Annotated in this window: 16 protein-coding genes and 1 pseudogene; 11 read left to right on the forward strand and 6 right to left on the reverse strand. The window is 69.8% G+C overall.

The genetic code is table 11. The features are described 5' to 3' along the window. Window positions 1-26: 26 nt before the first annotated feature. On the reverse strand, window positions 27-1,691 hold the full coding sequence (locus tag AB0D27_RS35900; RefSeq protein ID WP_362516982.1) for a site-2 protease family protein: 1,665 nt from the start codon (window positions 1,689-1,691) through the stop codon (window positions 27-29). Window positions 1,692-2,676: 985 nt separating this feature from the next. On the opposite strand from AB0D27_RS35900, the gene AB0D27_RS35905 reads away from it, so the two are divergent. Further along, a complete protein-coding gene (locus tag AB0D27_RS35905; RefSeq protein WP_362517027.1) occupies window positions 2,677-3,549 on the forward strand; it encodes a RecB family exonuclease in 873 nt (290 codons plus the stop codon). 14 nt (window positions 3,550-3,563) lie between these two features. Next, window positions 3,564-4,235, forward strand: a complete 672-nt coding sequence (locus AB0D27_RS35910; RefSeq protein ID WP_362516985.1) for a response regulator transcription factor — start codon at window positions 3,564-3,566, stop codon at window positions 4,233-4,235. 80 nt (window positions 4,236-4,315) lie between these two features. Here AB0D27_RS35910 and AB0D27_RS35915 read toward each other — a convergent pair whose 3' ends face one another. The 4 genes from AB0D27_RS35915 to metH form a co-directional block, all read right to left on the reverse strand. Next, window positions 4,316-5,896, reverse strand: a complete 1,581-nt coding sequence (locus AB0D27_RS35915; protein WP_362516988.1) for an ABC transporter substrate-binding protein — start codon at window positions 5,894-5,896, stop codon at window positions 4,316-4,318. Between the two features lie 67 nt (window positions 5,897-5,963). Next, window positions 5,964-7,568 carry an ABC transporter substrate-binding protein gene (locus AB0D27_RS35920; RefSeq protein WP_362516990.1) on the reverse strand — a complete coding sequence of 535 codons (1,605 nt, stop codon included), beginning with the start codon at window positions 7,566-7,568 and terminating at the stop codon, window positions 5,964-5,966. Window positions 7,569-8,010: 442 nt separating this feature from the next. Then, window positions 8,011-8,712 (reverse strand): HAD family phosphatase, encoded by a 702-nt coding sequence (locus AB0D27_RS35925; protein ID WP_362516993.1) that lies wholly within the window; start codon window positions 8,710-8,712, stop codon window positions 8,011-8,013. Window positions 8,713-8,831: 119 nt separating this feature from the next. Then, the gene (gene metH, locus AB0D27_RS35930) at window positions 8,832-12,359 is read right to left on the reverse strand and encodes a methionine synthase (RefSeq protein ID WP_362516996.1); all 3,528 of its coding nucleotides are present in this window, start codon (window positions 12,357-12,359) and stop codon (window positions 8,832-8,834) included. 269 nt (window positions 12,360-12,628) lie between these two features. On the opposite strand from metH, the gene AB0D27_RS35935 reads away from it, so the two are divergent. The 7 genes and pseudogenes from AB0D27_RS35935 (at window position 12,629) to AB0D27_RS35965 (ending at window position 20,175) form a co-directional block, all read left to right on the forward strand. Next, a complete protein-coding gene (locus tag AB0D27_RS35935; RefSeq protein WP_362516999.1) occupies window positions 12,629-13,393 on the forward strand; it encodes an IclR family transcriptional regulator in 765 nt (254 codons plus the stop codon). 377 nt (window positions 13,394-13,770) lie between these two features. Then, window positions 13,771-14,565, forward strand: a complete 795-nt coding sequence (locus AB0D27_RS35940; protein ID WP_362517002.1) for an MIP/aquaporin family protein — start codon at window positions 13,771-13,773, stop codon at window positions 14,563-14,565. 104 nt (window positions 14,566-14,669) lie between these two features. Next, window positions 14,670-16,208, forward strand: a complete 1,539-nt coding sequence (glpK, locus tag AB0D27_RS35945; protein ID WP_362517005.1) for a glycerol kinase GlpK — start codon at window positions 14,670-14,672, stop codon at window positions 16,206-16,208. Between the two features lie 6 nt (window positions 16,209-16,214). Continuing rightward, entirely contained in the window at window positions 16,215-17,840 is a 1,626-nt protein-coding gene (locus tag AB0D27_RS35950; RefSeq protein WP_362517007.1) for a glycerol-3-phosphate dehydrogenase/oxidase, read from the forward strand. Between the two features lie 236 nt (window positions 17,841-18,076). Next, window positions 18,077-18,257: pseudogene (locus AB0D27_RS35955) on the forward strand (amidohydrolase); the annotation flags it as partial. An 85-nt stretch (window positions 18,258-18,342) separates the two neighbouring features. Beyond that, entirely contained in the window at window positions 18,343-19,014 is a 672-nt protein-coding gene (locus AB0D27_RS35960; protein ID WP_362517010.1) for a FadR/GntR family transcriptional regulator, read from the forward strand. A 132-nt stretch (window positions 19,015-19,146) separates the two neighbouring features. Next, window positions 19,147-20,175, forward strand: coding sequence for a PAC2 family protein (locus AB0D27_RS35965; protein ID WP_362517013.1), 1,029 nt, complete (start codon window positions 19,147-19,149; stop codon window positions 20,173-20,175). A gap of 42 nt (window positions 20,176-20,217) precedes the next feature. On the opposite strand, the gene AB0D27_RS35970 is transcribed toward AB0D27_RS35965, so the two are convergent. Then, a complete protein-coding gene (locus AB0D27_RS35970; RefSeq protein WP_362517014.1) occupies window positions 20,218-20,403 on the reverse strand; it encodes a hypothetical protein in 186 nt (61 codons plus the stop codon). Between the two features lie 369 nt (window positions 20,404-20,772). On the opposite strand from AB0D27_RS35970, the gene AB0D27_RS35975 reads away from it, so the two are divergent. Together AB0D27_RS35975 and AB0D27_RS35980 are read left to right on the forward strand one after the other, a co-directional pair. Then, complete coding sequence (locus AB0D27_RS35975) at window positions 20,773-22,512, forward strand: S8 family peptidase (RefSeq protein ID WP_362517017.1); 1,740 nt, start codon at window positions 20,773-20,775, stop codon at window positions 22,510-22,512. 79 nt (window positions 22,513-22,591) lie between these two features. After that, window positions 22,592-23,197 carry a hypothetical protein gene (locus AB0D27_RS35980; RefSeq protein ID WP_362517020.1) on the forward strand — a complete coding sequence of 202 codons (606 nt, stop codon included), beginning with the start codon at window positions 22,592-22,594 and terminating at the stop codon, window positions 23,195-23,197. Window positions 23,198-23,332 lie beyond the last annotated feature (135 nt).

The following is a 23,332-nucleotide window of genomic DNA, read 5'->3' on the forward strand; positions in this document are numbered from 1 at the left end:
CCGGCAGCGGAAGGGGGCGCCGACCACTACGAGGGGCGGGCCATCGCCTTCACGAAGGCGCGTTCCACGTCCGCCGCCGACAGGACGCCGTAGATCTCCCCGGACTCCTCCACCACCAGGTACTCGGTGGCGGGCGTCGCGCGCAGGGTCTCGAGGAGGTCCTCGCCCGCGAGCTCGGCGGAGACGCGCATGCCGTCGGTCAGGTCCTGGGCGAGACCGCTGACCGCGACCCAGGGACGACGGTGCTCCGGTACGCCGACGATGGCGGCCTCGCGGACGAGGGAGAGCGGTTCGCCGTCGGCGTCGACCACGACCAGGGCACGGGCGCCGACCTCGTTGGCGCGGCGCAGGGCCTCGGAGAGGGGGGTGTTGGTCTCGACCGGGACCGCGCGCCGGGTGAGCGAACGGGCGCGCAGCTCCGGCAGGTGTTCGCGCAGGCGGGCCATCCGGAGGCTGTTGCCGGCGCCGGTCCAGATGATCGCGGCGAGGATCGCGGCGAGCAGGGCGTCGGTGACGGTGTCCATGCCGCCGATGTTCTGGGGGGCGTCGCCGATCGCTCCGGACTGGGTGAGCAGGGGCAGCCCGATCAGTACGGAGACGGCGAGGGCGCGGCCGACCCAGGCGGCGGCGATGGTGCCACTCATCGGCCTGCCGGTGATCTTCCAGACGACGGCGCGGAGCATACGGCCGCCATCCAGGGGCAGGCCGGGCAGCAGGTTGAAGGCGGCCACGATGAGGTTGGAGACCATCAGGCCCGCCAGCAGTACGCCCGGGACGGTGCCCGGCTCGACGGGCTGCATGGCCAGGTAGAACAGGCCGGACAGGACGAGCGAGAGCAGCGGCCCGACGAAGGCCAGCACGAACTCCCGGCCGGGGGTCTCGGCCTCCTTCTCGATCTCCGAGACCCCGCCGAAGAACTGGAGCTGGATCCGGCGCACCGGGAGCTTGAAGCGCAGGGCCGCGACGACGTGGGCCAGTTCGTGGACCAGCACGGAGGCGTAGAAGGCGACGGCGAAGAAGAGGGACACCAAGTATCGGGCGGCGCCGAGTTCGGGCAGTACGCGGTCGAGCTGGCCGCCGAACACCCAGGTGATCAGCGCGGCTACGAGGAACCAGCTGGGCGCGACGTACACGGGCACGCCGAAGGGCCGGCCCATGAGCAGCCCGCCGCCGGGCTCCTTGCCGCGGCGCGGGGGCCGTCGCTTGCCGGTGCCGACCTGCGCTCGGGGCCGGCCTGCTTCGGGGCCGGCCGAGCCGGTGTCATGCGTGGGGTCGGTGTGGGCGTGAGAACGCTCCGAGGAACCGGTCCCGGTGGCCTGGCCCTCGTGCGTGGAGGCGGCCCGCTCGTGGGATTCACCCGATGGGGCGGTCTTCGCGAGGGGGTCATCGGAGCCCTGGGTGTCCGCCCGGCTCCCGCCCGCCGAATCAGACCGCGCCTGCGACCCCTCCGGGGCCTCAGTACCGTGCTCGCCTCCGGACCGTGCCTCTTCCGAGGCGGCCACTCCCCCATCACGCCCGGGCTCTTCGCCGCTCGGCGCCGCGGGGGTGGACGCGGTGGGGGCCTGGGACCTGACGGGTCCGGGGCGCGCCGCGTCCACGTCGCCGCCCGGCGCCGAAGGGGTCGACCCGGCGGGTGCCTCGGGCCCGGCCTGCCCGGGGCGTGCGTCGTCCGCGTCGCGCTCGGACTCCATGTCGCTCGCCGCCGTGGGCGTCGACCCGGGGCGGTCCTGGGACCTGGACGGTTCGGAACGTGCGGCATCCGCGTCAGGCTCGGGCTGCTCGTCGCTCCGCGCCGCAGGGGCCGACCCGGTGGGGGCCTGGGACCTGGATGGCTCGGGGCGCGGGGCGTTCGCGTCACGCTCGGGCTGCTGCTCATCGCTCCGCGCCGCGGGGGCCGAGGACCCGGTGGGAGCCTGGGACCCGGATGGCTCGGAGCGCGGGGCGTTCGCGTCACGGTCGGGCTGCTCGTCGCTCCGCGCCGCGGGGGCCGAGGACCCGGTGGGAGCTTCGGGTCCGGCCGGTTCGGGGCGTGCGGCGTTTGCGGCCGTGGGCACGGAGGACTGGAGCCTCTCGTGGCGCTCGGTCGCTTCGCCGGTACCGGACCGCGGCTGCCCGCTCCCGCCGCTCTCGTCCACGATGTCCCCTCGTTCGAAGCGTCTCCCGCCCCGATCATGCGGAGCAGGAGGGTCTCTGGTCGATGGTATGCGGCCGTCGCGACGCGTTCCGCTCCGGCACCCCCTATGTTTCCCGCGCCGTCTCCGGCGCCGCCCCCGCCTGCCTGCGGCCGGGGGCCGGTTGGTATCCACCGGAATGGCGCGGTGCTGTCAGTGGTGGGCCGTAAGGTCTGTCGTCATGGAAACCAGCACCGAGGGCGTCGAGGGGACGGGCACCGACAGCGCCGGGGCCGAGGCCGCCGTACCGGCCGAGCGGCAGGAGGCGGTCGCGGCCGAGCCTGACGCGGGCGAACCGGGCGGAGCCGTCCCTTCCGAGGCGAGCGACGGCGCAGGCGAGCCCAGCGGGGACGTCCCGGCCGAGGCGAGCGACGGCGGCGCGACCGAGACCGGCGTCGGCGGCGCGGCCGAGCCCGGCGAAGCCGTCTCGGCCCAGCCCAACGGGGGCGGCGCGACCGAGCCCGGCGTCGGTGGCGCGGGCGAGCCCAGCGGGCCCGCTGCTGACGTGGCCGAAGTGGTCGCGGCTGCCGTGGCGCCCGCGTCGCTGTCGCCCTCGCGGGCCAGTGACTTCATGCAGTGCCCGCTGCTCTACCGGTTCCGGGTGATCGACAAGCTCCCCGAGAAGCCGAGCGAGGCGGCGACACGCGGCACGCTGGTGCACGCGGTGCTGGAGCGGCTCTTCGACGCCCCCGCGACGGAGCGGACGGCGCCGCGCGCAAAGTCGCTGATCCCCGGCCAGTGGGACCGGCTGCGGGAGAGCAGGCCGGAGGTCGTGGAGCTGTTCGCCGAAGACCCGGAGGGCGAGCGGCTGGCGCGCTGGCTCACCGAGGCCGAGCAGTTGGTGGAGCGCTGGTTCACGCTCGAGGACCCCACCCGGCTCGAACCCGCCGAGCGGGAGCTGTTCGTCGAGGCCCAGCTGGATTCCGGGCTGAAGTTGCGCGGCATCATCGACCGGGTCGACGTGGCCCCGACGGGCGAGGTACGGATCGTCGACTACAAGACCGGCAAGGCGCCACGGCCCGAGTACGCCGAAGGCGCCCTGTTCCAGATGAAGTTCTACGCCCTGGTGGTGTGGCGGCTGAAGCAGGTGGTCCCGCGCCGGCTCCAGCTCGTCTATCTCGGCAGCGGCGACGTGCTGACGTACGACCCGGTGATCGCGGACCTGGAGCGTGTCGAGCGCAAGCTGCTCACCCTGTGGGACGCGATCCGCCAGGCCACCGAGACGGGCGTCTGGCGGCCGCGGCCCACGAAGCTGTGCGGCTGGTGCGACCACCAGTCGGTATGTCCGGAATTCGGCGGTACTCCCCCGCCGTATCCACTCCCCGTCAGGGCGCCGGAGTCCAGCGCCACCGAGCAGGGCAGAATGGGGCCGGACTAGCGAAGGAGACTTACGTGGCCATCCGCGTCCTACTGGTCGACGACCAGCCGCTGCTGCGTACCGGCTTCCGGATGATTCTGGAAGCGGAGCAGGAACTTGCGGTCGTCGGCGAGGCCGGTGACGGTCTCCAGGCACTCGATCAGGTACGGGCCCTGCAGCCCGATGTGGTTCTGATGGACATCCGTATGCCCCGGATGGACGGCGTCGAGGCGACCCGGCAGATCACCGGCCCCGGCCGGGACGGCCCGGCGAAGGTCCTCGTCCTGACGACGTTCGACCTCGACGAGTACGTGGTGGAGGCGCTGCGCGCGGGCGCCAGCGGCTTCCTCCTCAAGGACGCGCCCGCCGATGAGCTGGTGCAGGCGATCCGGGTGGTCGCGGCGGGCGAGGCGATGCTCGCGCCGAGCATCACGCGCCGGCTGCTCGACAAGTACGCCGGCCATCTGCCGTCCGGCGACGAGCCGGTTCCGGACACCTTGCACACACTGACCGAGCGGGAGGTCGAGGTGCTGAAGCTGGTGGCGCGCGGCCTGTCGAACGCGGAGATCGCGGCCGACCTCTTCGTCAGCGAGACCACGGTCAAGACCCATGTGGGCCACGTCCTGACCAAACTGGGCCTGCGCGACCGGGTCCAGGCAGCGGTGTACGCGTACGAGAGCGGGTTGGTGCGCCCCGGCGCGCAGTAGACACGCGCAGCAGATCCACAGAGGCAACAGAGGGCGCCCCCTTCAGGAAGAGGGCGCCCTCCGCGTACGTACCGCCGGGATCAGTCCTTGCTGATCTCCCAGAAGCGGAAGACGGTCGACGCGTCGAGGCAGTACTCCAGGCCGTAGACGTTGTCGCGGACGACGGCGTACTGCTTGGCCTGCCAGATCGGGATGACCGGCAGTTCGTTCGCCACCAGGTCCTGGAGCTTGCCGTAGTCGGCGTCGGTCGAGGAGCGGTCGCTCTCGGCGGCCGTCTTCGGGATGAGGTCGCCGGTGATCGTGCTGTTGGTGAAGTTGTTGCTCAGCACGTTGCCCTTGCCGAAGAAGGGCGCCGTGAAGTTGTCCGGGTCCGGGTAGTCCGGGACCCAACCCTTCACGTACACGCCGTACTTGCCCTTGGCGATGTCCTTCTCGTACTGGCTGTAGGCGACGGACTTCACGCTCGCCTCGAACAGCCCGCTGGCGTTGAGCTGTTTGGCGATCGCCTTGAACTCCTGGTCGGTGGAGGGACCGTAGCGTGACGGCGTCGACCAGAGCGTCAGCCTCACCTTGCCGGTGATGCCGTCGGCGCGCAGCGCGGCCTGGGCCTTGGAGCGTGAGGGGCGGGCGCCGTAGGTGTCGAAGAAGGACGTGTTGTGGCCGGTGATGCCGGCCGGGATGATCGAGTACAGCGGGGTCGCGGTGTCCTGGTAGACCTCGTTCACCAGGGCGTCGCGGTCGAGGAGGTAGGCGATGGCCTTGCGCACGCCGAGCTTGCCCGCCACCGGGTCGTCCATGTTGAAGACCAGGTGCTGCACCTCGGCGCTGGTGCCCTCGACGACGTTCATGCCCCCGCCGGTCTGGGTGCCGTTCACGATGTCCGCGATGTCGTCGGCCGCGAGACCTCGGTAGGCGAGGTCGATCTTGCCGCTCACCAGCGCCTTCTTCAGGCCGGCCTGGTCGCCGTGGAAGAACTTCAGCGTCATGCCGGAGTTCTTCACCTTGGCGGTGCCCTGGTAGCCGCTGTTGACGGAGAAGACGGCCTTGTCCTTGCCGAACGAGTCCAGCTTGTAGGGGCCGGAACCGACGGCCTGGTCGTCCTTTCGCAGGCCGTCCGCGGAGTACTGCTGGTGGTCCACGATCGAGCCCGCGCCGGAGGCTATCTTGCTCGGGAAGGTGGCGTCGGCGTACTTGAGCCTGAAGACGACAGTCTTCGCGTCCGGTGTCTGCACCGTATCGAGCATGGGGAACATGATCGCGGGACCGGCGTCGTCGTTGATCTTCAGCATGCGGTCGAAGGAGAACTTGACGTCCTTCGAGGTGAGCGCGTCACCGTTGCTGAACTTCAGCCCGTCCCGCAGCGTGCACTTGAACACCGTGGTGGCGGTGTCCGTGAACGCGCACTCCTTAGCCCCCTCGGGCTCCGGTTCGGTGCCGCCGTTGGGGAAACTGAGCAGCGACTGGAAGACGTTGTTGAACAACAGCCAGGATCCGGGGTCATAGCCGGATGCCGGGTCGGTGGCCAGGACGTCGTCGGACATCCCCATCACTATGGAGCCGGAGCCCCCCGAGCCGCCCGTATCCGAGCCGCATCCGGTCAACAGGCCGGAGGCCAGCCCCGCCACGATCGGCAGGACCGGCCACTGGGTGCGCATGTTCACGTGCGTGTGCCTTGTCGTCGGGTTCCAGGGGCCCGGAGCCGTCCCGGCCCCGGGGCTGGAAGGTCGGTCAGCCGCTCACGCCGCGGCCGAGTTCCCACAACTGCAGGGTCGAAGAGGAGTTGAGCGCCCACTCCGCACCGGTGATGTCGTCCCGCGTGGCGATGTACTGCTTACCCTGCCACAGGGGCAGCAACGGGACATCATCGGCCACGATGTCCTGGATGTCGGTGAGGCTCTTCGACGCCGTGAGGCGGTCGGCCTCGCGCCGGGACTCCGGGATCAGGTTGTTGATGATCTGGCTGTTCGTGTACGGCGACTTGAGGAAGTTGTCCTTGTCGAGGAACGGCGCCAGGTAGTTGTCGGCGTCCGGGAAGTCGGGGAACCAGCCCATGCCCCAGACGTCGTAGTCGCCCGCCCGCTCGGCCGGGACGAACTTGGCCCAGGCCGTACCGCTGATGCTGACGTCGAAGAGGCCACTCGCGTTGAGCTGCTTCTTCAGCACCTCGAACTCCTGCTGGGTGGCCGTGCCGTAGTGGTCGGTCGTGTAGTGCAGGGTGAGCTTCACCGGGGTGGTGATGTTCGCCTTGGCAAGCAGCGACTTGGCCTTGGTGACGCTCGGGTCGCCGTACTTGTTGAAGAACGAGTTGGAGTGGCCGGTGATGGTGGCCGGGACCAGCGAGTAGAGCGGCTCGGCCTGGGAGCCGTACACCTTGGAGACGAGTTCGCCGCGGTTGACGAGCTGGGCCATCGCCTCGCGGACCGCCTTGCTCTTCACCGACGTGGCATCGGTGTTGAAGGCCAGGTAGCGAATCTCCAGGCCCGGCATCTCGACCAGGTCGATATTGCTGTCCGTGGCGCTTCCGAGCTTGTTGATCTGGGCCGGCGTCATCGAGCGGGTCATCAGGTCGATGTCGCCCTTTTGGAGCGCGGTGCCCATGGCGTCGGCGCTCGCGTAGGAGCGCATCTCGACCTTGCTGTTCTTCACCTTCAACTGCCCCTTGTAATTGGGGTTCTTGGTGAAGACGGCCTTGACGATCTCGTTGTTCTTGACCTGGGACTCCAGGGTGTACGGTCCGGAGCCGTCCACGTCGAATCCGTCGCGGAGCTTGCCCTTCTCGTAATCCTTGGGGTTCACGATGCCGGCGACCGGGGTCGACAGCTTGAACGGGAAGGTGGCGTCCGCGGTCTTGAGGTGGAAGATCACCTCACTGTCGCCCTGCGTCTCGATGGTGTCGATGGTGGACAGCAGCGCGAACACACCACTGTCCGCCTTGAGCGACATCGCACGGTCGATCGAGAACTTGACGTCCTTCGCGGTGACGGGGTCGCCGTTGGAGAACTTCAGGTCCTTGCGCAGCGTGCAGGAGTAGCGCTCGTTGCCGGTGTCGCTGAAACCGCACTTCTCGGCGGCCTCGGGCTCCGGCTGGCCGTCGCCGCGGGGCTGGACCATCAGGGTCTGCACCGTCTGGCGGAGGATGTTCCAGGTGCCGACGTCGTACGCGTACGCCGGGTCCAGCGGAGCCGGGGCGTCCGCCGACTTGGTGAACCGGTCCGTGGTGCCGACAACGATGGCATCGCCGCTGCTGCTCCCGCTGTTGGACCCGCCACAAGCGGCGAGTACCGGGGCGAGCAGGCCGATCACGGCCGGCAGCACCAAAGTCTTGCGGTTCATGCTCGAGTTTCTCCAGAGCTGTAGATTCCGCGAACCCGGCATGCAGGGGTGGCGCTGCGGGTCACGGGGTACGGCGATGTTCTCTCGATGACATTAGTCCGCACCACCACGGCGGCCCGCAGGTACCGGAGTTGAGCTCCCCTCACGCTGCGAAACCGGGCGCGGACGCACCGATAACCCGACAGTGGAAGGATTAGTGCAGGATTCCACCAATCAGGACACAAGGGCACGCCAGTCACCTGCGAATGGGGGGTGGCGGCACATGTCGGGTGCGTTGTCGACCCCCCACGGAGTGGCGAACGTCACACTCTCAACGGGCTTGGCAAGTACTGGAATTCAGCCACCCGTCCGACGGAATGAATTTCCCGGGCAGGCCACGCATGGTTACCTTGGGAAACCTTCCGGTTATTCGGCGTATTCGCTCCGCACGCTCGGTGAACGCCTAGCGCATGTGCGTCATCAAGCCGCGGAGAAAAGGGAGGTCGACCTCTTCGAGGGAGCTGACCACCGTGCGCCCGGCGGCCGGGGCGATGGGCGCGACCGAGGGTACGGCGACCACCTGGCAGCCGGCTGCCTCCGCGGCGGCGACCCCTGTGGCGGTGTCCTCGATGACGGCGCATCTGGCCGGATCCGCGCCGAGCCCCGCGGCCGCGAGCAGATACGGATCGGGGAACGGCTTGGTCCGCTCCACCTCGTCCCCCGCGACGGTCAGCGCGAAGTACTGAGGGCCGACCGAGCTCAGGATGCGGTTGATGATCCGCCGGTGCGAGGCGGAGACCAGGGCGGTGGGGATCTCGTGCGCCGCGAGCTCCGCGAGGAGTCTCGCCGCGCCCGGCATCAGCGGCAGCGAGCGGCCGATACGGTCCTCGAACCCGTCGTTGAGCAGCACGGTCAGCTCGGCGAGGGGGATGTCGGCTCCGGTGGCCTCGATGAGGAAACCGGCACTGCGGGTCATCGGGCCGCCGACCACCACGTGACGCCAGGACTCGTCGAGCGTGTGGCCGAGGGCCCGGAAGACCTCGACCTCCACGTCCCACCAGAAGCCCTCGGTGTCCACCAGGGTGCCGTCCATATCCAGGAGCACGGCCTGCAAAGCTGAGCCTTCGGCCGTACGGGTTCCGAGCGCGGGGACCGTACTGGTCATCCGGGCGCACCTCCTTGAGGGACGATCAGGCCGGTCGCCCTGTTTTGCACAGAAGGGCAACCGGCCTGCGGTGGACCGACCAGTGTACGACGTATCCGATCAGTGTGCGCCGTGACGCGTCACCGTGCGTTGAAGTACTTCGCCTCCGGGTGATGGATGACGATCGCGTCCGTGGACTGCTCCGGGTGGAGCTGGAACTCCTCGGAGAGGTGGACACCGATGCGCTCGGGCTCGAGCAGTCGGGCGATCTTGGCCCGGTCCTCCAGGTTGGGGCAGGCGCCGTAGCCGAGCGAGAAGCGGGCGCCGCGGTACTTGAGGGCGAACATGTCCTCGACGGAGGCCGGGTCCTCGCCGGCGAAGCCGAGTTCGGAGCGCACACGCGCGTGCCAGTACTCGGCGAGTGCCTCGGCCAGCTGAACGGACAGACCGTGCAGCTCGAGGTAGTCGCGGTAGGCGTTGGACTCGAAGAGCTTGGCGGTCTCCTCGCCGATCCGCGAGCCCACGGTGACGACCTGGAGGCCGACGACGTCCGTCTCGCCCGACTCCTCCGGACGGAAGAAGTCGGCCAGGCACAGCCGGCGGCCACGGCGCTGGCGCGGGAAGGTGAAGCGGGTCAGCTCGTTGCCCTGCTCGTCCAGGATGATCAGGTCGTCGTCCTTGGACACACACGGGAAGTAGCCGTAGACCACGGCCGCCTCCAGCAGGTTCTCGGTCTGCAGCTTGTCCAGCAGCCCGCGCAGCCGCGGCCGGCCCTCGCTCTCGACCAGTTCGTCGTACGTCGGCCCGTCGCCCGTGCGCGCCTGCTTGAGACCCCATTGCCCCTTGAACAGGGCGCCCTCGTCCAGCCAGGAGGCGTACTCCTTGAGCTGGATGCCCTTGATGACGCGGGTGCCCCAGAACGGCGGCTCGGGTACGGGGTTGTCGACGCCGACGTCGGAGCGGACATGCCCCTCTTCGGGGCGTTCCTCGATCACCGTGTCGGCCGTGGCCCGCACCCGGCGCTGCTTCAGCTCCGGAAGCGCGGCTCCGGGCACCCCGCGCTTGACGCCGATCAGCGCGTCCATCAGCCGCAGGCCCTCGAAGGCGTCCCGGGCGTAGCGGACCTCGCCCTGGTAGATCTCGTACAGGTCCTGCTCGACGTACGCCCTCGTCAGCGCCGCGCCGCCGAGGATCACCGGGTAGTCGGCGGACAGGCCGCGCTGGTTCAGCTCCTCCAGGTTCTCCTTCATGATCACCGTGGACTTGACCAGCAGGCCTGACATGCCGATGACGTCGGCCCGGTGCTCCGCGGCGGCGTCCAGGATCGCGGAGACCGGTTGCTTGATGCCGAGGTTGACGACGTTGTAGCCGTTGTTGGACAGGATGATGTCGACGAGGTTCTTGCCGATGTCGTGCACGTCGCCGCGCACGGTGGCGAGCACGATGGTGCCCTTGCCCTCGGCGTCCGACTTCTCCATATGGGGTTCGAGGTAGGCCACGGCCGCCTTCATGACCTCGGCGGACTGGAGCACGAACGGCAGCTGCATCTGGCCCGAGCCGAACAGCTCGCCGACCACCTTCATGCCGTCCAGCAGCGTCTCGTTGACGATGTCGAGCGCGGGACGCTCGGCCAGGGCGTCGTCCAGGTCCCTCTCGAGCCCGTTCTTCTCGCCGTCGATGATCCGCCGCTTGAGCCGCTCGTTCAGCGGCAGCGCGGCCAGCTCCTCGGCCTTGCCCGCCTTCAGCGACTTGGTGGTGGCGCCCTCGAACAGGGCCATCAGCTTCTGGAGGGGATCGTAGCCCTCGGCACGACGGTCGTAGATGAGGTCGAGCGCCGTGGTGACCTGCTCCTCGTCGAAGCGGGCGATCGGCAGGATCTTCGAGGCGTGCACGATCGCCGAGTCCAGGCCCGCCTTCACGCACTCGTCCAGGAAGACCGAGTTGAGCAGGATGCGGGCGGCCGGGTTGAGGCCGAAGGAGATGTTGGACAGACCGAGGGTGGTCTGGACGTCCGGGCGGCGGCGCTTGAGCTCGCGGATCGCCTCGATCGTCGCGATGCCGTCCTTGCGGGACTCCTCCTGACCCGTGCAGATCGTGAAGGTGAGGCAGTCGATGAGGATGTCCGACTCGTGGATGCCCCAGTTCGTCGTCAGGTCCTCGATGAGCCGCTCGGCGATGGCGAGCTTGGTCTCGACGGTACGGGCCTGGCCCTCCTCGTCGATGGTCAGCGCGATCAGCGCGGCGCCGTGCTCCTGCGCGAGACGGGTGACCTTCGCGAACCGGGACTCGGGGCCGTCGCCGTCCTCGTAGTTGACGGAGTTGATGACGGCCCGGCCACCGAGCTTCTCCAGTCCGGCGCGCAGAACGTCGACCTCGGTGGAGTCAAGGACGATCGGCAGCGTGGAGGCGGTGGCGAAGCGTCCGGCCAGCTCCTTCATGTCCGCGACGCCGTCCCGGCCGACGTAGTCGACGCAGAGGTCGAGCATGTGCGCGCCCTCGCGGATCTGGTCGCGGGCCATCTCCACACAGTCGTCCCAGCGGCCCTCCAGCATGGCCTCGCGGAACTTCTTCGACCCGTTGGCGTTGGTGCGCTCGCCGATCGCCATATAGGCGGTGTCCTGGCGGAACGGGACGGTCTGGTAGAGGGAGGCGGCGCCCGGCTCGGGCTGCGGGGTGCGCCGGCCCGGGGCGATGCCGCCGACGCGCTCGACGACCTGCCGCAGGTGTTCGGGCGTGGAGCCGCAGCAGCCGCCGACCAGCGACAGGCCGTAGTCGCGTACGAAGTTCTCCTGCGCGTCGGCCATCTCGGGCGCGGTCAGCGGGAAGTACGCGCCGTCCTTGGTGAGCACGGGCAGGCCCGCGTTCGGCATGCACATCAGCGGCGTACGCGAGTGGCGGGCCAGATAGCGCAGGTGCTCGCTCATCTCGGCCGGGCCCGTCGAGCAGTTCAGGCCGATCAGGTCGATGCCGAGCGGCTCCAGGGCGGTCAGCGCCGCGCCGATCTCCGAGCCGAGCAGCATCACACCCGTGGTCTCGAAGGCGAGCGAACAGATCAGCGGCACGCTCAGGCCCAGGGCGTCCATCGCGCGGCGCGCGCCGATCAGACTTGCCTTGGTCTGCAGCAGGTCCTGCGTGGTCTCCACGATCAGGGCGTCCGCGCCACCGGCGATCAGGCCCTCGGCGTTCTGCTGGTAGCCGTCACGCAGGACGTCGTACGCGATGTGGCCGAGCGACGGCAGCTTCGTGCCCGGGCCGATCGAGCCGAGGACCCAGCGCTGCCTGCCGTCCTTGGCGTCGAACTCGTCGGCGACCTCACGGGCTATCCGGGCGCCCGCCTCGGACAGCTCGAAGATCCGGTCGGCGATCTCGTACTCGTTGGCCGCCGAGTGGTTTGATCCGAACGTGTTGGTCTCGACGCAGTCGACGCCCACCTCGAAGTACGCCTCGTGCACGGAGCGGACGATGTCGGGGCGGGTGACGTTCAGGATCTCGTTGCAGCCCTCGAGGTTCTCGAAGTCCTCCAGCGTCGGATCCTGCGCCTGGAGCATGGTGCCCATCGCTCCGTCGGCCACCACGACACGGGTGGCGAGGGCCTCACGGAGGGCATCTGCGCGCCTCCGGCTCTCGGCAAGCTCGGACGAAAGGGACGGGTTCGGCGACGAGGCCATGAAGGTGCTCCCTGAAGTGCGACGGCTGTCGGCTTTGCGCTTCCCATGGAAGACGCACGCCGTCAGGGTAGCCCGGAGCACCGCCGAAGGGTCAGGGGCGTCCACGGGGCGGACGGGTCGTGGCGTGTGCGCCGTCGGGGTGAAGACGGACGGAACATGTGGCGACCACCCATTAGCGGGAGCTCCGCAACGAACGGTAGGGTTCGACAATGCCGAACGGTGGCAGCGAATCGCGCGCCGGCGGTCAAGGGGACGGAGGCAGCACGGCGATGGCACGGAACATCCAGTCGCTCGAACGGGCGGCGGCGATGCTGCGGCTGCTCGCGGGCGGCGAGCGGCAGCTCGGCCTGTCGGACATCGCCTCCTCGCTTGGCCTGGCCAAGGGTACGGCCCACGGCATATTGCGCACTCTTCAGCAGGAGGGGTTCGTCGAGCAGGACACGGCTTCCGGGCGCTATCAGCTGGGCGCCGAGCTGCTGCGTCTCGGGACCACCTACCTCGACGTGCACGAACTGCGGGCACGCGCGCTGGTGTGGACGGACGATCTGGCCCGCTCCAGTGGCGAGAGCGTCTATCTGGGCGTGCTGCACCAGCAGGGCGTGCTGATCGTGCACCATGTCTTCCGGCCCGACGACAGCCGCCAGGTGCTGGAGGTCGGGGCCATGCAGCCCTTGCACTCCTCGGCGCTGGGCAAGGTCCTGTCGGCGTACGACCCGGTGGCGCACAGCGAGGTCCTGGAGGCCGAGCGCAAGACGTTCACGCCGCGCACGGTCAGTGAGCTCGACGATTTCGAGGGCGTGCTCGACCTGACCCGCGCGCGCGGGTTCGCGGAGGACGTCGAGGAGACCTGGACGGGCGTCGCCTCCGTGGCCGCCCCCATCTACAACCGGCGGCGGATGCCGGTCGGCGCGGTGGGCATCACCGGGGCGGTGGAGCGGGTCTGCAAGGACGGGGAGCTGCGCCCGGATCTGGTCGCGGCGGTAAGGGACTGCGCCCGCGCGGTGTCACGGGATCTGGGCGCCGGGCGGTTTTGAACCACGTACAGCCAAGGCCGGTACGTCGACGTCGACGTACCGGCCTTTCTCGCGTGCGCGCGGCCGCACGCGACGCGACTGATCACCGGCGCGCCACCACGTGAAGTGCCCGGTCGGACGCGGTGCGCCGCCGTCCCAAGATCGATACACCACAGCGATCAATAACGATCGTGTTTTCGAGAACAGGACCCTTGACGAGCTGGTAAGACGGGGGCAAGACTCCCGTCCATCGGTCGGCATTGTCGAACACCTACCGGCAATACGCGCTAGAGTGTGACAACGCCAAGGGCCGGTATCGCTCTCATTTCCCGAGAGCACGAACCACCGGAGGGACCCGGGGTTCGGCTTCCCCTGGACGAAGGACAAAGGAGTCGCGGGTGTCCAGCTCCGACATCTTCATCGGCGAGACCATCGGTACCGCCGTGCTCATCCTGCTGGGTGGTGGCGTGTGCGCCGCCGTCACGCTGAAGGCCTCCAAGGCGCGCAACGCCGGATGGCTCGCCATCACCTTCGGGTGGGGCTTCGCGGTACTGACCGCGGTCTACATCTCGGCACCGCTTTCCGGTGCGCACCTCAACCCGGCCGTGACCCTCGCGCTCGCGATCAAGGACAACGACTTCAGCAACGTCGCCACCTACTGGGGCGGTCAGCTGCTCGGCGCCATGATCGGTGCCACTCTGGTCTGGGTCGCCTACTACGGCCAGTTCCACGCGCACCTCACCGACCGCGAGATCGTCGGCGGCCCGGGCGCGCAGGCCACCAAGACCAAGGCCGTCGAGGCCCAGGAGACCGGAGCCGGCCCCGTGCTCGGCATCTTCTCCACCGGCCCCGAGATCCGTAACGCGGTGCAGAACCTCGCCACCGAGATCATCGGCACCGTCGTACTCGTCCTCGCGGTCCTCACGCAGGGCCTGAACGACAACGGCAACGGCCTGGGCACCCTGGGCGCCCTGATCACCGCCCTCGTGGTGGTCAGCATCGGCCTCTCCCTCGGTGGCCCGACGGGCTACGCGATCAACCCGGCCCGTGACCTCGGACCGCGCATCGTGCACGCCCTGCTCCCCCTGCCCAACAAGGGTGGTTCCGATTGGAGCTACGCCTGGATCCCGGTCGCCGGTCCGCTCATCGGCGGCGCGATCGCAGCAGGCATATACAACGTCGCCTTCGCCTAGAGCATCGCTGTGAGCAAGCCTCACGAGCCGCTCGCACGACAGCACCGCGAAATGCACCGCGCCGTGGATACAGCCCCTTTCCTACGGAACCTCAGGAGCACACCGTGACCGACGCACACACCGCCGGCCCCTTCATCGCCGCGATCGACCAGGGCACCACCTCGTCCCGCTGCATCGTCTTCGACCGCGACGGACGCATCGTCTCCGTCGACCAGAAGGAGCACGAGCAGATCTTCCCGAAGCCGGGCTGGGTCGAGCACAACGCCGCCGAGATCTGGACCAACGTCCAGGAGGTCGTCGCCGGGGCCATCGAGAAGGCCGGCATCACCCGCGACGACATCAAGGCCATCGGCATCACCAACCAGCGCGAGACCACGCTGCTGTGGGACAAGAACACCGGTGAGCCCGTCCACAACGCCCTCGTCTGGCAGGACACCCGCACCGACGCGCTCTGCAAGGAGCTCGGCCGCAACGTCGGCCAGGACCGCTTTCGCCGCGAGACCGGCCTGCCGCTCGCGTCGTACTTCGCCGGCCCCAAGGCCCGCTGGCTGCTCGACAACGTCGAGGGCCTGCGCGAGCGCGCCGAGGCCGGGGACATCCTCTTCGGCACCATGGACACCTGGGTCATCTGGAACCTGACCGGCGGTGTCAACGGCGGCAAGCACGTCACCGACGTCACCAACGCCTCCCGCACCATGCTGATGAACCTGCACACCCTGGAGTGGGACGAGAAGATCGCCGAGTCCATCGGCGTCCCGCTGGCGATGCTGCCCGAGATCCGTTCCTCCGCCGAGGTGTACGGCGAGATCACCGGCGGCAAGCTCGGCGACCTGCTCGGCGGCATCCCGGTCGCCTCGGCGCTCGGCGACCAGCAGGCGGCCCTGTTCGGCCAGACCTGTTTCTCCGAGGGCGAGGCCAAGTCCACGTACGGCACCGGCACCTTCATGCTGATGAACACCGGTGACAAGATCATCAACTCGTACTCGGGCCTGCTGACCACGGTCGGCTACCGGATCGGCGACCAGGCGCCGGTCTACGCCCTCGAGGGCTCCATCGCCGTCACCGGCTCGCTGGTGCAGTGGATGCGCGACCAGATGGGCCTGATCAAGTCCGCCGCCGAGATCGAGACGCTCGCGTCGTCGGTCGAGGACAACGGCGGTGCCTACTTCGTGCCGGCCTTCTCCGGTCTGTTCGCCCCGTACTGGCGCCCGGACGCCCGTGGTGTGATCACCGGTCTCACCCGGTACGTCACCAAGGCGCACATCGCGCGCGCCGTCCTGGAGGCCACGGCCTGGCAGACCCGTGATGTCAGCGACGCCATGACGAAGGACTCCGGCGTCGAGCTCACGGCTCTCAAGGTCGACGGCGGCATGACCTCCAACAACCTGCTGATGCAGACCCTGGCCGACGTCCTGGACGCCCCCGTGGTGCGCCCGATGGTCGCCGAGACCACCTGCCTCGGCGCCGCCTACGCCGCCGGTCTCGCCGTCGGCTTCTGGACCAACACCGAGGACCTGCGCGCCAACTGGCGCCGGGCCGCCGAGTGGACCCCGAACATGGCCGCGGAGACCCGCGACCGTGAGTACAAGAGCTGGCTCAAGGCCGTCGAGCGGACCATGGGCTGGATCGAGGACGAGGAGTAAGACGCAATGACCACCCTGCAGAGTGTCCCGGCTCTTGGGACGCACCCGGCCAACGGCTCCGCTGCGTTCAATTTCAAAGCAGTGAGCCGCGCCGAAACCCGGGAGCAGCTGTCCAAGGCGGCATACGACCTCCTGGTGATCGGTGGCGGAATTCTGGGCATCTCCACCGCCTGGCATGCCGCGCAGTCGGGCCTGCGGGTGGCCCTGGTGGACGCCGGCGACTTCGCCGGCGCCACCTCCTCCGCCTCCTCCAAGCTGCTCCACGGCGGTCTGCGCTACCTGCAGACCGGCGCGGTGAAGCTGGTGGCGGAGAACCACTTCGAGCGCCGTGCGGTCTCCCGGCAGGTGGCTCCCCACCTGGCGAACCCGCTCACGTTCTACCTCCCCGTGTACAAGGGCGGGCCGCACGGCGCGGCGAAGCTCGGAGCGGGCGTCTTCGCCTACTCCGCCCTGTCGGGTTTCGGCGACGGCGTCGGACACCTGCTGAGCCCCTCGAAGGCCGCGCAGGACGTGCCCGAGCTGCGCACCGACAACCTGAAGGCCGTCGCCGTGTACGGCGACGACCAGATGAACGACTCCCGGATGGCCCTGATGACGGTCCGCGCGGCCGTCGAGTCGGGTGCCGTCGTCCTCAACCACGCCGAGGTGACCGGCCTGCGCTTCACCCGGGGCCGGGTCACGGGCGCGGACCTCAAGGACCGCACCAACGGCGAGGAGTTCGGCGTCGACGCCCGCCTCGTCCTCAACGCCACCGGACCCTGGGTCGACCATCTGCGCACGATGGAGGACCCGAACTCGGCGCCGTCCATCCGCCTGTCGAAGGGCGCGCACCTGGTCCTCAAGCGCACCTCCCCCTGGAAGGCCGCGCTCGCCACCCCGATCGACAAGTACCGCATCACCTTCGCCCTCCCCTGGGAGGACATGCTGCTGCTCGGCACCACCGACGAGGAGTACGAGGGTGACCCGGGCGAGGTCGCGGTCAACGAGAAGGACATAGCCCAGATACTCGACGAGGCCGCGTTCTCCATCCGCGACCAGCAGCTCTCCCGTGACCTGATCACGTACTCCTTCGCCGGTCTGCGGGTGCTGCCCGGCGGACCCGGCGACACCTCGAAGGCCAAGCGCGAGACGGTCGTCACGGAAGGCCGTGGCGGGATGCTCTCCGTCGCGGGCGGCAAGTGGACCACCTTCCGGCACATCGGCCGTACGGTCATGAAGAAGCTGGAGGCGCTGCCGGGCCGCCCGCTGGGCGAGGACTTCGAGCCGATCTCCGAGCTGCCGAAGAAGCTTCCGCTGCCCGGCGTCGCCAACCCCCGCGCGGTCGCCCATCGACTTCTGGTCGACGGTCCGGCGCCGGGCCCGCGCATGGCGGCGGACACCGCCAGGCACCTGGCCACGCACTACGGCTCGCTCGCCTTCGACATCGCCCGGCTGGCGAACGACGATCCCGCGCTCGGCGAGCGCGTCCACCCGGACGCCCCGGAGATCTGGGCTCAGGTCGTCTACGCCCGGGACAACGAGTGGGCCGAGACTGCGGACGACGTGCTGCGTCGCCGTACGACGCTGACGATCCGCGGCCTCGCCACGGACGAGGTCCGGTCCAAGGTCCAGGACCTGCTCGACAAGAAGTGACGCACCGCGCGTCGAAGGGCGGCTCTTTCGGGGCCGCCCTTCTCGCGTCTCCCGAGCTGGTCAGGGACGCCGCCATATCGCGTACATACGCCCGTAATGTCCCGGAGTGAGAGGGTGTGCAGGTCGCCGGTTCCCCTCTCCGTGCTCGATCTCATGCCGGTACCGTCCGGCCCCGACGCTCCGACCGCGCCACGCAATGCCGTCGAACTGGCGCATGCGGCCGAGGAGTTCGGATGTCGCCGGTCGGCGCCGGACTGGCGGTGCGCATGGCCACCATCGAAGGCGCCCGCGCGCTGGGGCTCGGCGATCACCTGGGTACGGGACACGATCGTCGACGGCCGCGTCCTGATGCGGGACCGGGCGCTCACGACGCTCGACGGGGCCGGCGCGCTCGCGGACCTGGAGGCACTTGCCTGAGCTGTGGATTCCCTTCCCTGCTCAGCTCAGTGAACCCCCATAATGTGCTGAGACATCGGATGTCTGAGCGACTGGGAGGCCCGCTATGGCAGTCACCGACGAGGCGATCGAGAAGATCAAGGGGATGATCGTCTCCGGCGCGCTGGGACCCGGCGACCGGCTGCCCAAGGAGAGCGAACTCGCCGCCGAACTCGGACTGTCCCGCAACTCCCTTCGGGAGGCCGTCCGCGCCCTGTCGCTGATCCGCATCCTGGACGTGCGCCAGGGCGACGGCACGTATGTCACCAGCCTGGACCCGCAGCTCCTGCTGGAGGCGCTGAGCTTCGTCGTCGACTTCCACCGCGACGACACCGTCCTGGAGTTCCTCGCCGTGCGGCGCATCCTGGAGCCCGCGGCCACGGCGATGGCGGCCTCCCGCATCAGTGAGCAGCAACTGGACGCCCTGACCTCCCAGTTGGACAAGCTCGGCGCCGCCCCGTCCGTGGAGGAACTCGTCGCCTCCGATCTGGACTTCCACCGGGGCATCGTGCAGAGCTCCGGCAACTCCGTCCTGTGCTCGCTCCTCGACGGACTGTCCGGACCCACCACCCGGGCCCGGATCTGGCGCGGCCTGACGCAGGAGGACGCGGTCAGCCGCACCCTGCACGAGCACCGCGCGATCCTGTCCGCCCTGCGCGACCGTGACCCGGAGGCGGCCAGGTCCTGGGCGACGGTGCACATCGCCAGCGTGGAGCAGTGGCTGCGCAGCACGCTGTGAGGCGGCGCGTGTTTCCGGGGCCTGGGCGGGGCAGTGATCCGTTCACTCCCCCGTGCAAGGGGGCTGCGGAGGCCCCCTCGGCACGCCGTAAGGTTGGGGCGTACGCGAGGGCACATCGGAAGGAGGCGCTGGGTGATCGAGCTGGAGGGGGTTCCCGAGCTGATCGACCCAGTCATGGTGGCCGCGTTCGAGGGCTGGAACGACGCCGGCGACGCCGCCTCCACCGCGGTCGCGCATCTGGACAGGGAATGGAAGGGCGAGGTGTTCGCGGCGCTGGACGCCGAGGACTACTACGACTTCCAGGTGAACCGTCCCACCGTGTGGCTGGACGGCGGCGTGCGCAAGATCACCTGGCCGACCACGCGTCTGTCGGTGGTCCGGGTCGGTGGCGAGAAGCCGCGTGACCTGGTGCTGGTCCGTGGCATCGAGCCGTCGATGCGCTGGCGCTCGTTCTGCAACGAACTGCTCGGCTTCGCGCACGAGCTGGGCGTCGAGCTGGTGGTGATCCTGGGCGCCCTGCTCGGCGACACCCCGCACACACGTCCGGTGCCGGTCAGCGGGGTCACGTCCGACCCGGACCTGGCCCGCACGATGGACCTGGAGGAGACCAAGTACGAGGGCCCCACGGGCATCGTCGGCATCCTCCAGGAGGCGTGCACGCACGCGGGCGTACCGGCCGTCTCGCTGTGGGCGGCCGTACCGCACTATGTGTCGCAGCCGCCCAACCCGAAGGCGACGCTGGCCCTCCTGAACCGTCTGGAGGATCTCATCGACCTCCGCATCCCGCTGGGTGAGCTGCCCGAGGACGCGCGGGCCTGGCAGCTGGGCGTGGATCAGCTGGCCGCCGAGGACAGCGAGGTCGCCGAGTACGTGCAGACGCTGGAGGAGGCCCGGGACACCGCCGAGCTGCCGGAGGCGTCGGGCGAGGCGATCGCCCGCGAGTTCGAGCGCTATCTGCGCCGACGGGACGGCGGCGGTCCGGCCGGGCAGGCCGGGGGTCATGCCACGGAGAGCGGCGACCCCGCCTCGTACCTCCGTGACAGCCCGAGCGGGCGCACCCGGCCGCCGAAGCCGCAGCGGCCCGAGACGGACGCCGACCCCGACGCCGAGGGTCCTGAGGACACCTCCGACGACTCCTCCGGAGATTCCTCGGAGGACTGAGGCAGCGGGGGGCGGTGCGCGCGGCGCACCGCCCGCCGGCCGTCATACCTGGTCGACCGCCCCCACGTCGTACTCCGTCTCCGGCGCCGGCTCGGCGTCAAGGCGCGCGTCGGGCAGATACGGCTGCCCCCGCCATGCCGCGACCGTCGTGGAGATACGGAAGCGCGGATCCGTGATCGGGGCGACTGCTCGATGCAGTTGGCGGTGAAGGCGGGGCCCGGCACCCATGCGCCAGTCGGTCGCCGCGACGGTGAGATCGCCGGGCTCGCTGTGCCGACCGCGCGATCCGATACAGCCGCTGCCACCCCCTCACATGACACCCGCCTCCGCAGCCTTTGGCCGGATTGCGGCGTGACATCTGTTTCAGGACGTATTGCACAGGGTTCCCCATTCAACTTGTTTTCAAACCGAGTTGGCGAACACGGGGTGGACGAGTCGCCCTGGGCGTGCCAGGTTGTGCCCCGAAGGCGCGGCCCGGTGACGGGACATGGCACCGCGTCGTCCCGCGACAAGCACGGAACGGGCACGGCCAGCACAGGGCACGGCAGAGCACACGCAGGGACCGGCACCCGCAGGGATCGAAGGGAGCGGTACGCGATGACCGACCAGGTACAGCCGGCGCAGGGCCCGGGAACATCCGGGCCGGGGCCCGACGGAGCGGGATTCACCTACCGAGGAGCCGAGCAGGAGCTGATCGTCGTCGCACGCCCCGAAGCCCGGCTCCGTGTCCGGGCCGAGGGCGTCCGTTCGGCGGCCGGCGCCGACGTATCGGCCCTCAACATGTTCCTCAGCGACGAACAGCTCGCCCTGGAACCGCTGTTCGGGAGCGAGGAGCGACTGCGGCAGTCCGCGGCGACGAGCGCCGAGAGCGGACCCGACCTCGCGCTCTTCTACCGGGTGCGCGGCATCGAGGACCGCGCCCAGGAACTGCGCTCACGGATCGCCGCACTGCCGGAGATCGACACGGCGTATGTGAAGCCCGGCGCCGTCCCCGCCTCGGTGGGGTCGGTCGGGCAGAGTTCGGACGACAGCCAGCGCCTGAAGGAAGGCGCGCCCGTCACGCCCGACTTCACCAGCCGCCAGGGCTACCTGCGTCCGGCGCCCGAGGGCATCGACGCGTACTGGGCCTGGCAGCGGCCGGGCGGCACGGGCCAGGGCGTGACGGTGATCGACGTGGAGGGGGCCTGGCAGTTCGGCCACGAGGACCTGGCCGCCAAGCTCGCGGGCGTCGTCGTCGGCACTCCGCTGGCGGACCTGGCCTGGCGCAACCACGGCACCGCCGTCATCGGGGTGATCGGCGGCGACCAGGGTGAGCGGGGGATCACCGGCATCGTGCCGGACGCCGTGACCGCGGCCGCGTCCTTCCAGGGCCTCGGCACGGCCGCCGCGATCCACACGGCGGCGGAACGGCTGAACCCCGGCGACGTCATCCTCGTCGAACTGCACGCACCGGGGCCGCGGTTCGACTTCGAACAGCGCGACGACCAGCAGGGTTACATAGCCGTCGAGTGGTGGCCGGACAACTTCGCGGCCATCCGGTACGCGACCGCCAAGGGTGTCCTCGTCGTGGCGGCCGCGGGCAACGGCGCCGAATCGCTCGACGACGCGGTGTACGAGCGCCGCCCGGCCGAGTTCCCCGAGTGGTGGCGCAACCCGTTCAACCCCTCCAACCAGTCCTCCGGGGCGGTCCTGGTCGGCGCGGGCGCACCGCCGCCCGGCACACACGGCCGCGACCACGGCCCCGACCGCTCACGGCTCGCGTTCTCCAACTACGGGGCCCGCGTGGACGCGCAGGGCTGGGGACGCGAGGTCACGACCACCGGCGGCTTCTGGGACCGGCCCGGCGATCTGCAGGGCGGCGCCGAGGAGATCGTCTGGTACACGGACACGTTCTCCGGGACCTCCTCCGCCTCCCCGGTGGTGGTCGGCACCCTGGCCGCGCTGCAGGGCATGCTCAAGGCGGCGGGTCAGCAGCCGATGTCCCCGGAGCGTGCGCACGCGGTGCTGCGGGCCACCGGATCCCCGCAGCAGGACGCGCCGGGCCGGCCCGCCTCCCAGCGGATCGGCAACCGGCCGGACATCAAGGCGGCGGTCACCCATCTGCTGCCGCAGGCGGTCGGCTCGGGCCAGGCCGAGCGGTACTGGGACGAACTGCTGCCGTATCCGCGTGAACTCCCGCCGAGGCTCCGGCTCTACGTGTCCGGCGCCTGGCGAAACCTCAACAACCCGACCCCCGAGATCCGCCAGGCGGTGCACTCCGCCTTCGCGGGGGGACGGCCCGACGTACGTGTCTGGTTCTCGGACGACGAGATTGTCGGCCTGGTCGTCACGGGCTGACGACATCCGACCGGCACTCAACCACGCTCAACCAATCGCTCAACCACCCGCTCAACCAATGAGGGAAGGTGGCACCCGCATGAGCACCACCCCGCAGATGAGCCAACTGGGACAGCAGCAAGGCCAGTACCAGGGACAGCAGGGCCAGCAGGGTCCGAGCACGGCGCCCCCGCAGCCGTACGGGCAGGAGCAGGGCATGGGGCAGCAGCAGCCGTTCGGGCAGCAGCAGGGCATCGGCCAGCAGCAGCCCTTCGGCCAGCAGATGCAGCAGCCGTACGGGCAGCAGGGGATCGGCCAGCAGGGCATCGGCCAGCAGCAGATTCCGCAGCACCTGCAGCAGCAGCTCCAGCAGCTCGGCCAGCAGCAGCCCTTCCAGCAGCTGCTCCACCAGCTCGGTGGGCAGCAGCAACAGCAGCTGGGCCAGCCGCTCGTGCTGCCGAGCGCGGTCGAGCGCCAGGCACTGGTGAGCGGCGTGGCCACGAAGTTCTGGGACGTGGTCACCCCGCTGCCGGGCCAGCCGTCGATCCTCTACCTGTTCATCAACAACGCCTGGCGTCCCCTGGTGAACCCCAACCAGGTGACCCATGACGAGGTCCAGGAGGCCTTCGCCTTCGGACAGCAGGTGATCGGGATCTACGACTCGGGCAGCAACGCCGTCCAGGCCGTCATCGTGAACAAGCAGTAGGCACGGACGATCCGGCGCAGAGGGCGCCGGGCGGGTGACAACCCGCCCCGCGCCCCCCCCCCGTGGTGCTAAACGGCCGCACCCACCCCGGCGTGCCCCGCGCCCGCCCCCACGCCCGGGGGGCCCCCCGCCCGG

Origin of the sequence: Streptomyces sp. NPDC048415 (assembly GCF_040651675.1) — a bacterium.
In the GTDB taxonomy this organism is placed as follows: domain Bacteria; phylum Actinomycetota; class Actinomycetes; order Streptomycetales; family Streptomycetaceae; genus Streptomyces.

Bases quoted from the DNA above. Each gene is read 5' to 3' on its own strand.
- AB0D27_RS35900 (WP_362516982.1), bottom strand. From the start codon at position 1,691: ATGGAGTCCGAGCGCGACGCGGACGACGCACGCCCCGGGCAGGCCGGG.
- AB0D27_RS35920 (WP_362516990.1), bottom strand. From the start codon at position 7,568: ATGAACCGCAAGACTTTGGTGCTGCCGGCCGTGATCGGCCTGCTCGCC.
- AB0D27_RS35925 (WP_362516993.1), bottom strand. From the start codon at position 8,712: ATGACCAGTACGGTCCCCGCGCTCGGAACCCGTACGGCCGAAGGCTCA.
- metH (WP_362516996.1), bottom strand. From the start codon at position 12,359: ATGGCCTCGTCGCCGAACCCGTCCCTTTCGTCCGAGCTTGCCGAGAGC.
- AB0D27_RS35935 (WP_362516999.1), top strand. From the start codon at position 12,629: ATGGCACGGAACATCCAGTCGCTCGAACGGGCGGCGGCGATGCTGCGG.
- AB0D27_RS35950 (WP_362517007.1), top strand. From the start codon at position 16,215: ATGACCACCCTGCAGAGTGTCCCGGCTCTTGGGACGCACCCGGCCAAC.
- AB0D27_RS35960 (WP_362517010.1), top strand. From the start codon at position 18,343: ATGGCAGTCACCGACGAGGCGATCGAGAAGATCAAGGGGATGATCGTC.
- AB0D27_RS35970 (WP_362517014.1), bottom strand. From the start codon at position 20,403: ATGGGTGCCGGGCCCCGCCTTCACCGCCAACTGCATCGAGCAGTCGCC.
- AB0D27_RS35975 (WP_362517017.1), top strand. From the start codon at position 20,773: ATGACCGACCAGGTACAGCCGGCGCAGGGCCCGGGAACATCCGGGCCG.
- AB0D27_RS35980 (WP_362517020.1), top strand. From the start codon at position 22,592: ATGAGCACCACCCCGCAGATGAGCCAACTGGGACAGCAGCAAGGCCAG.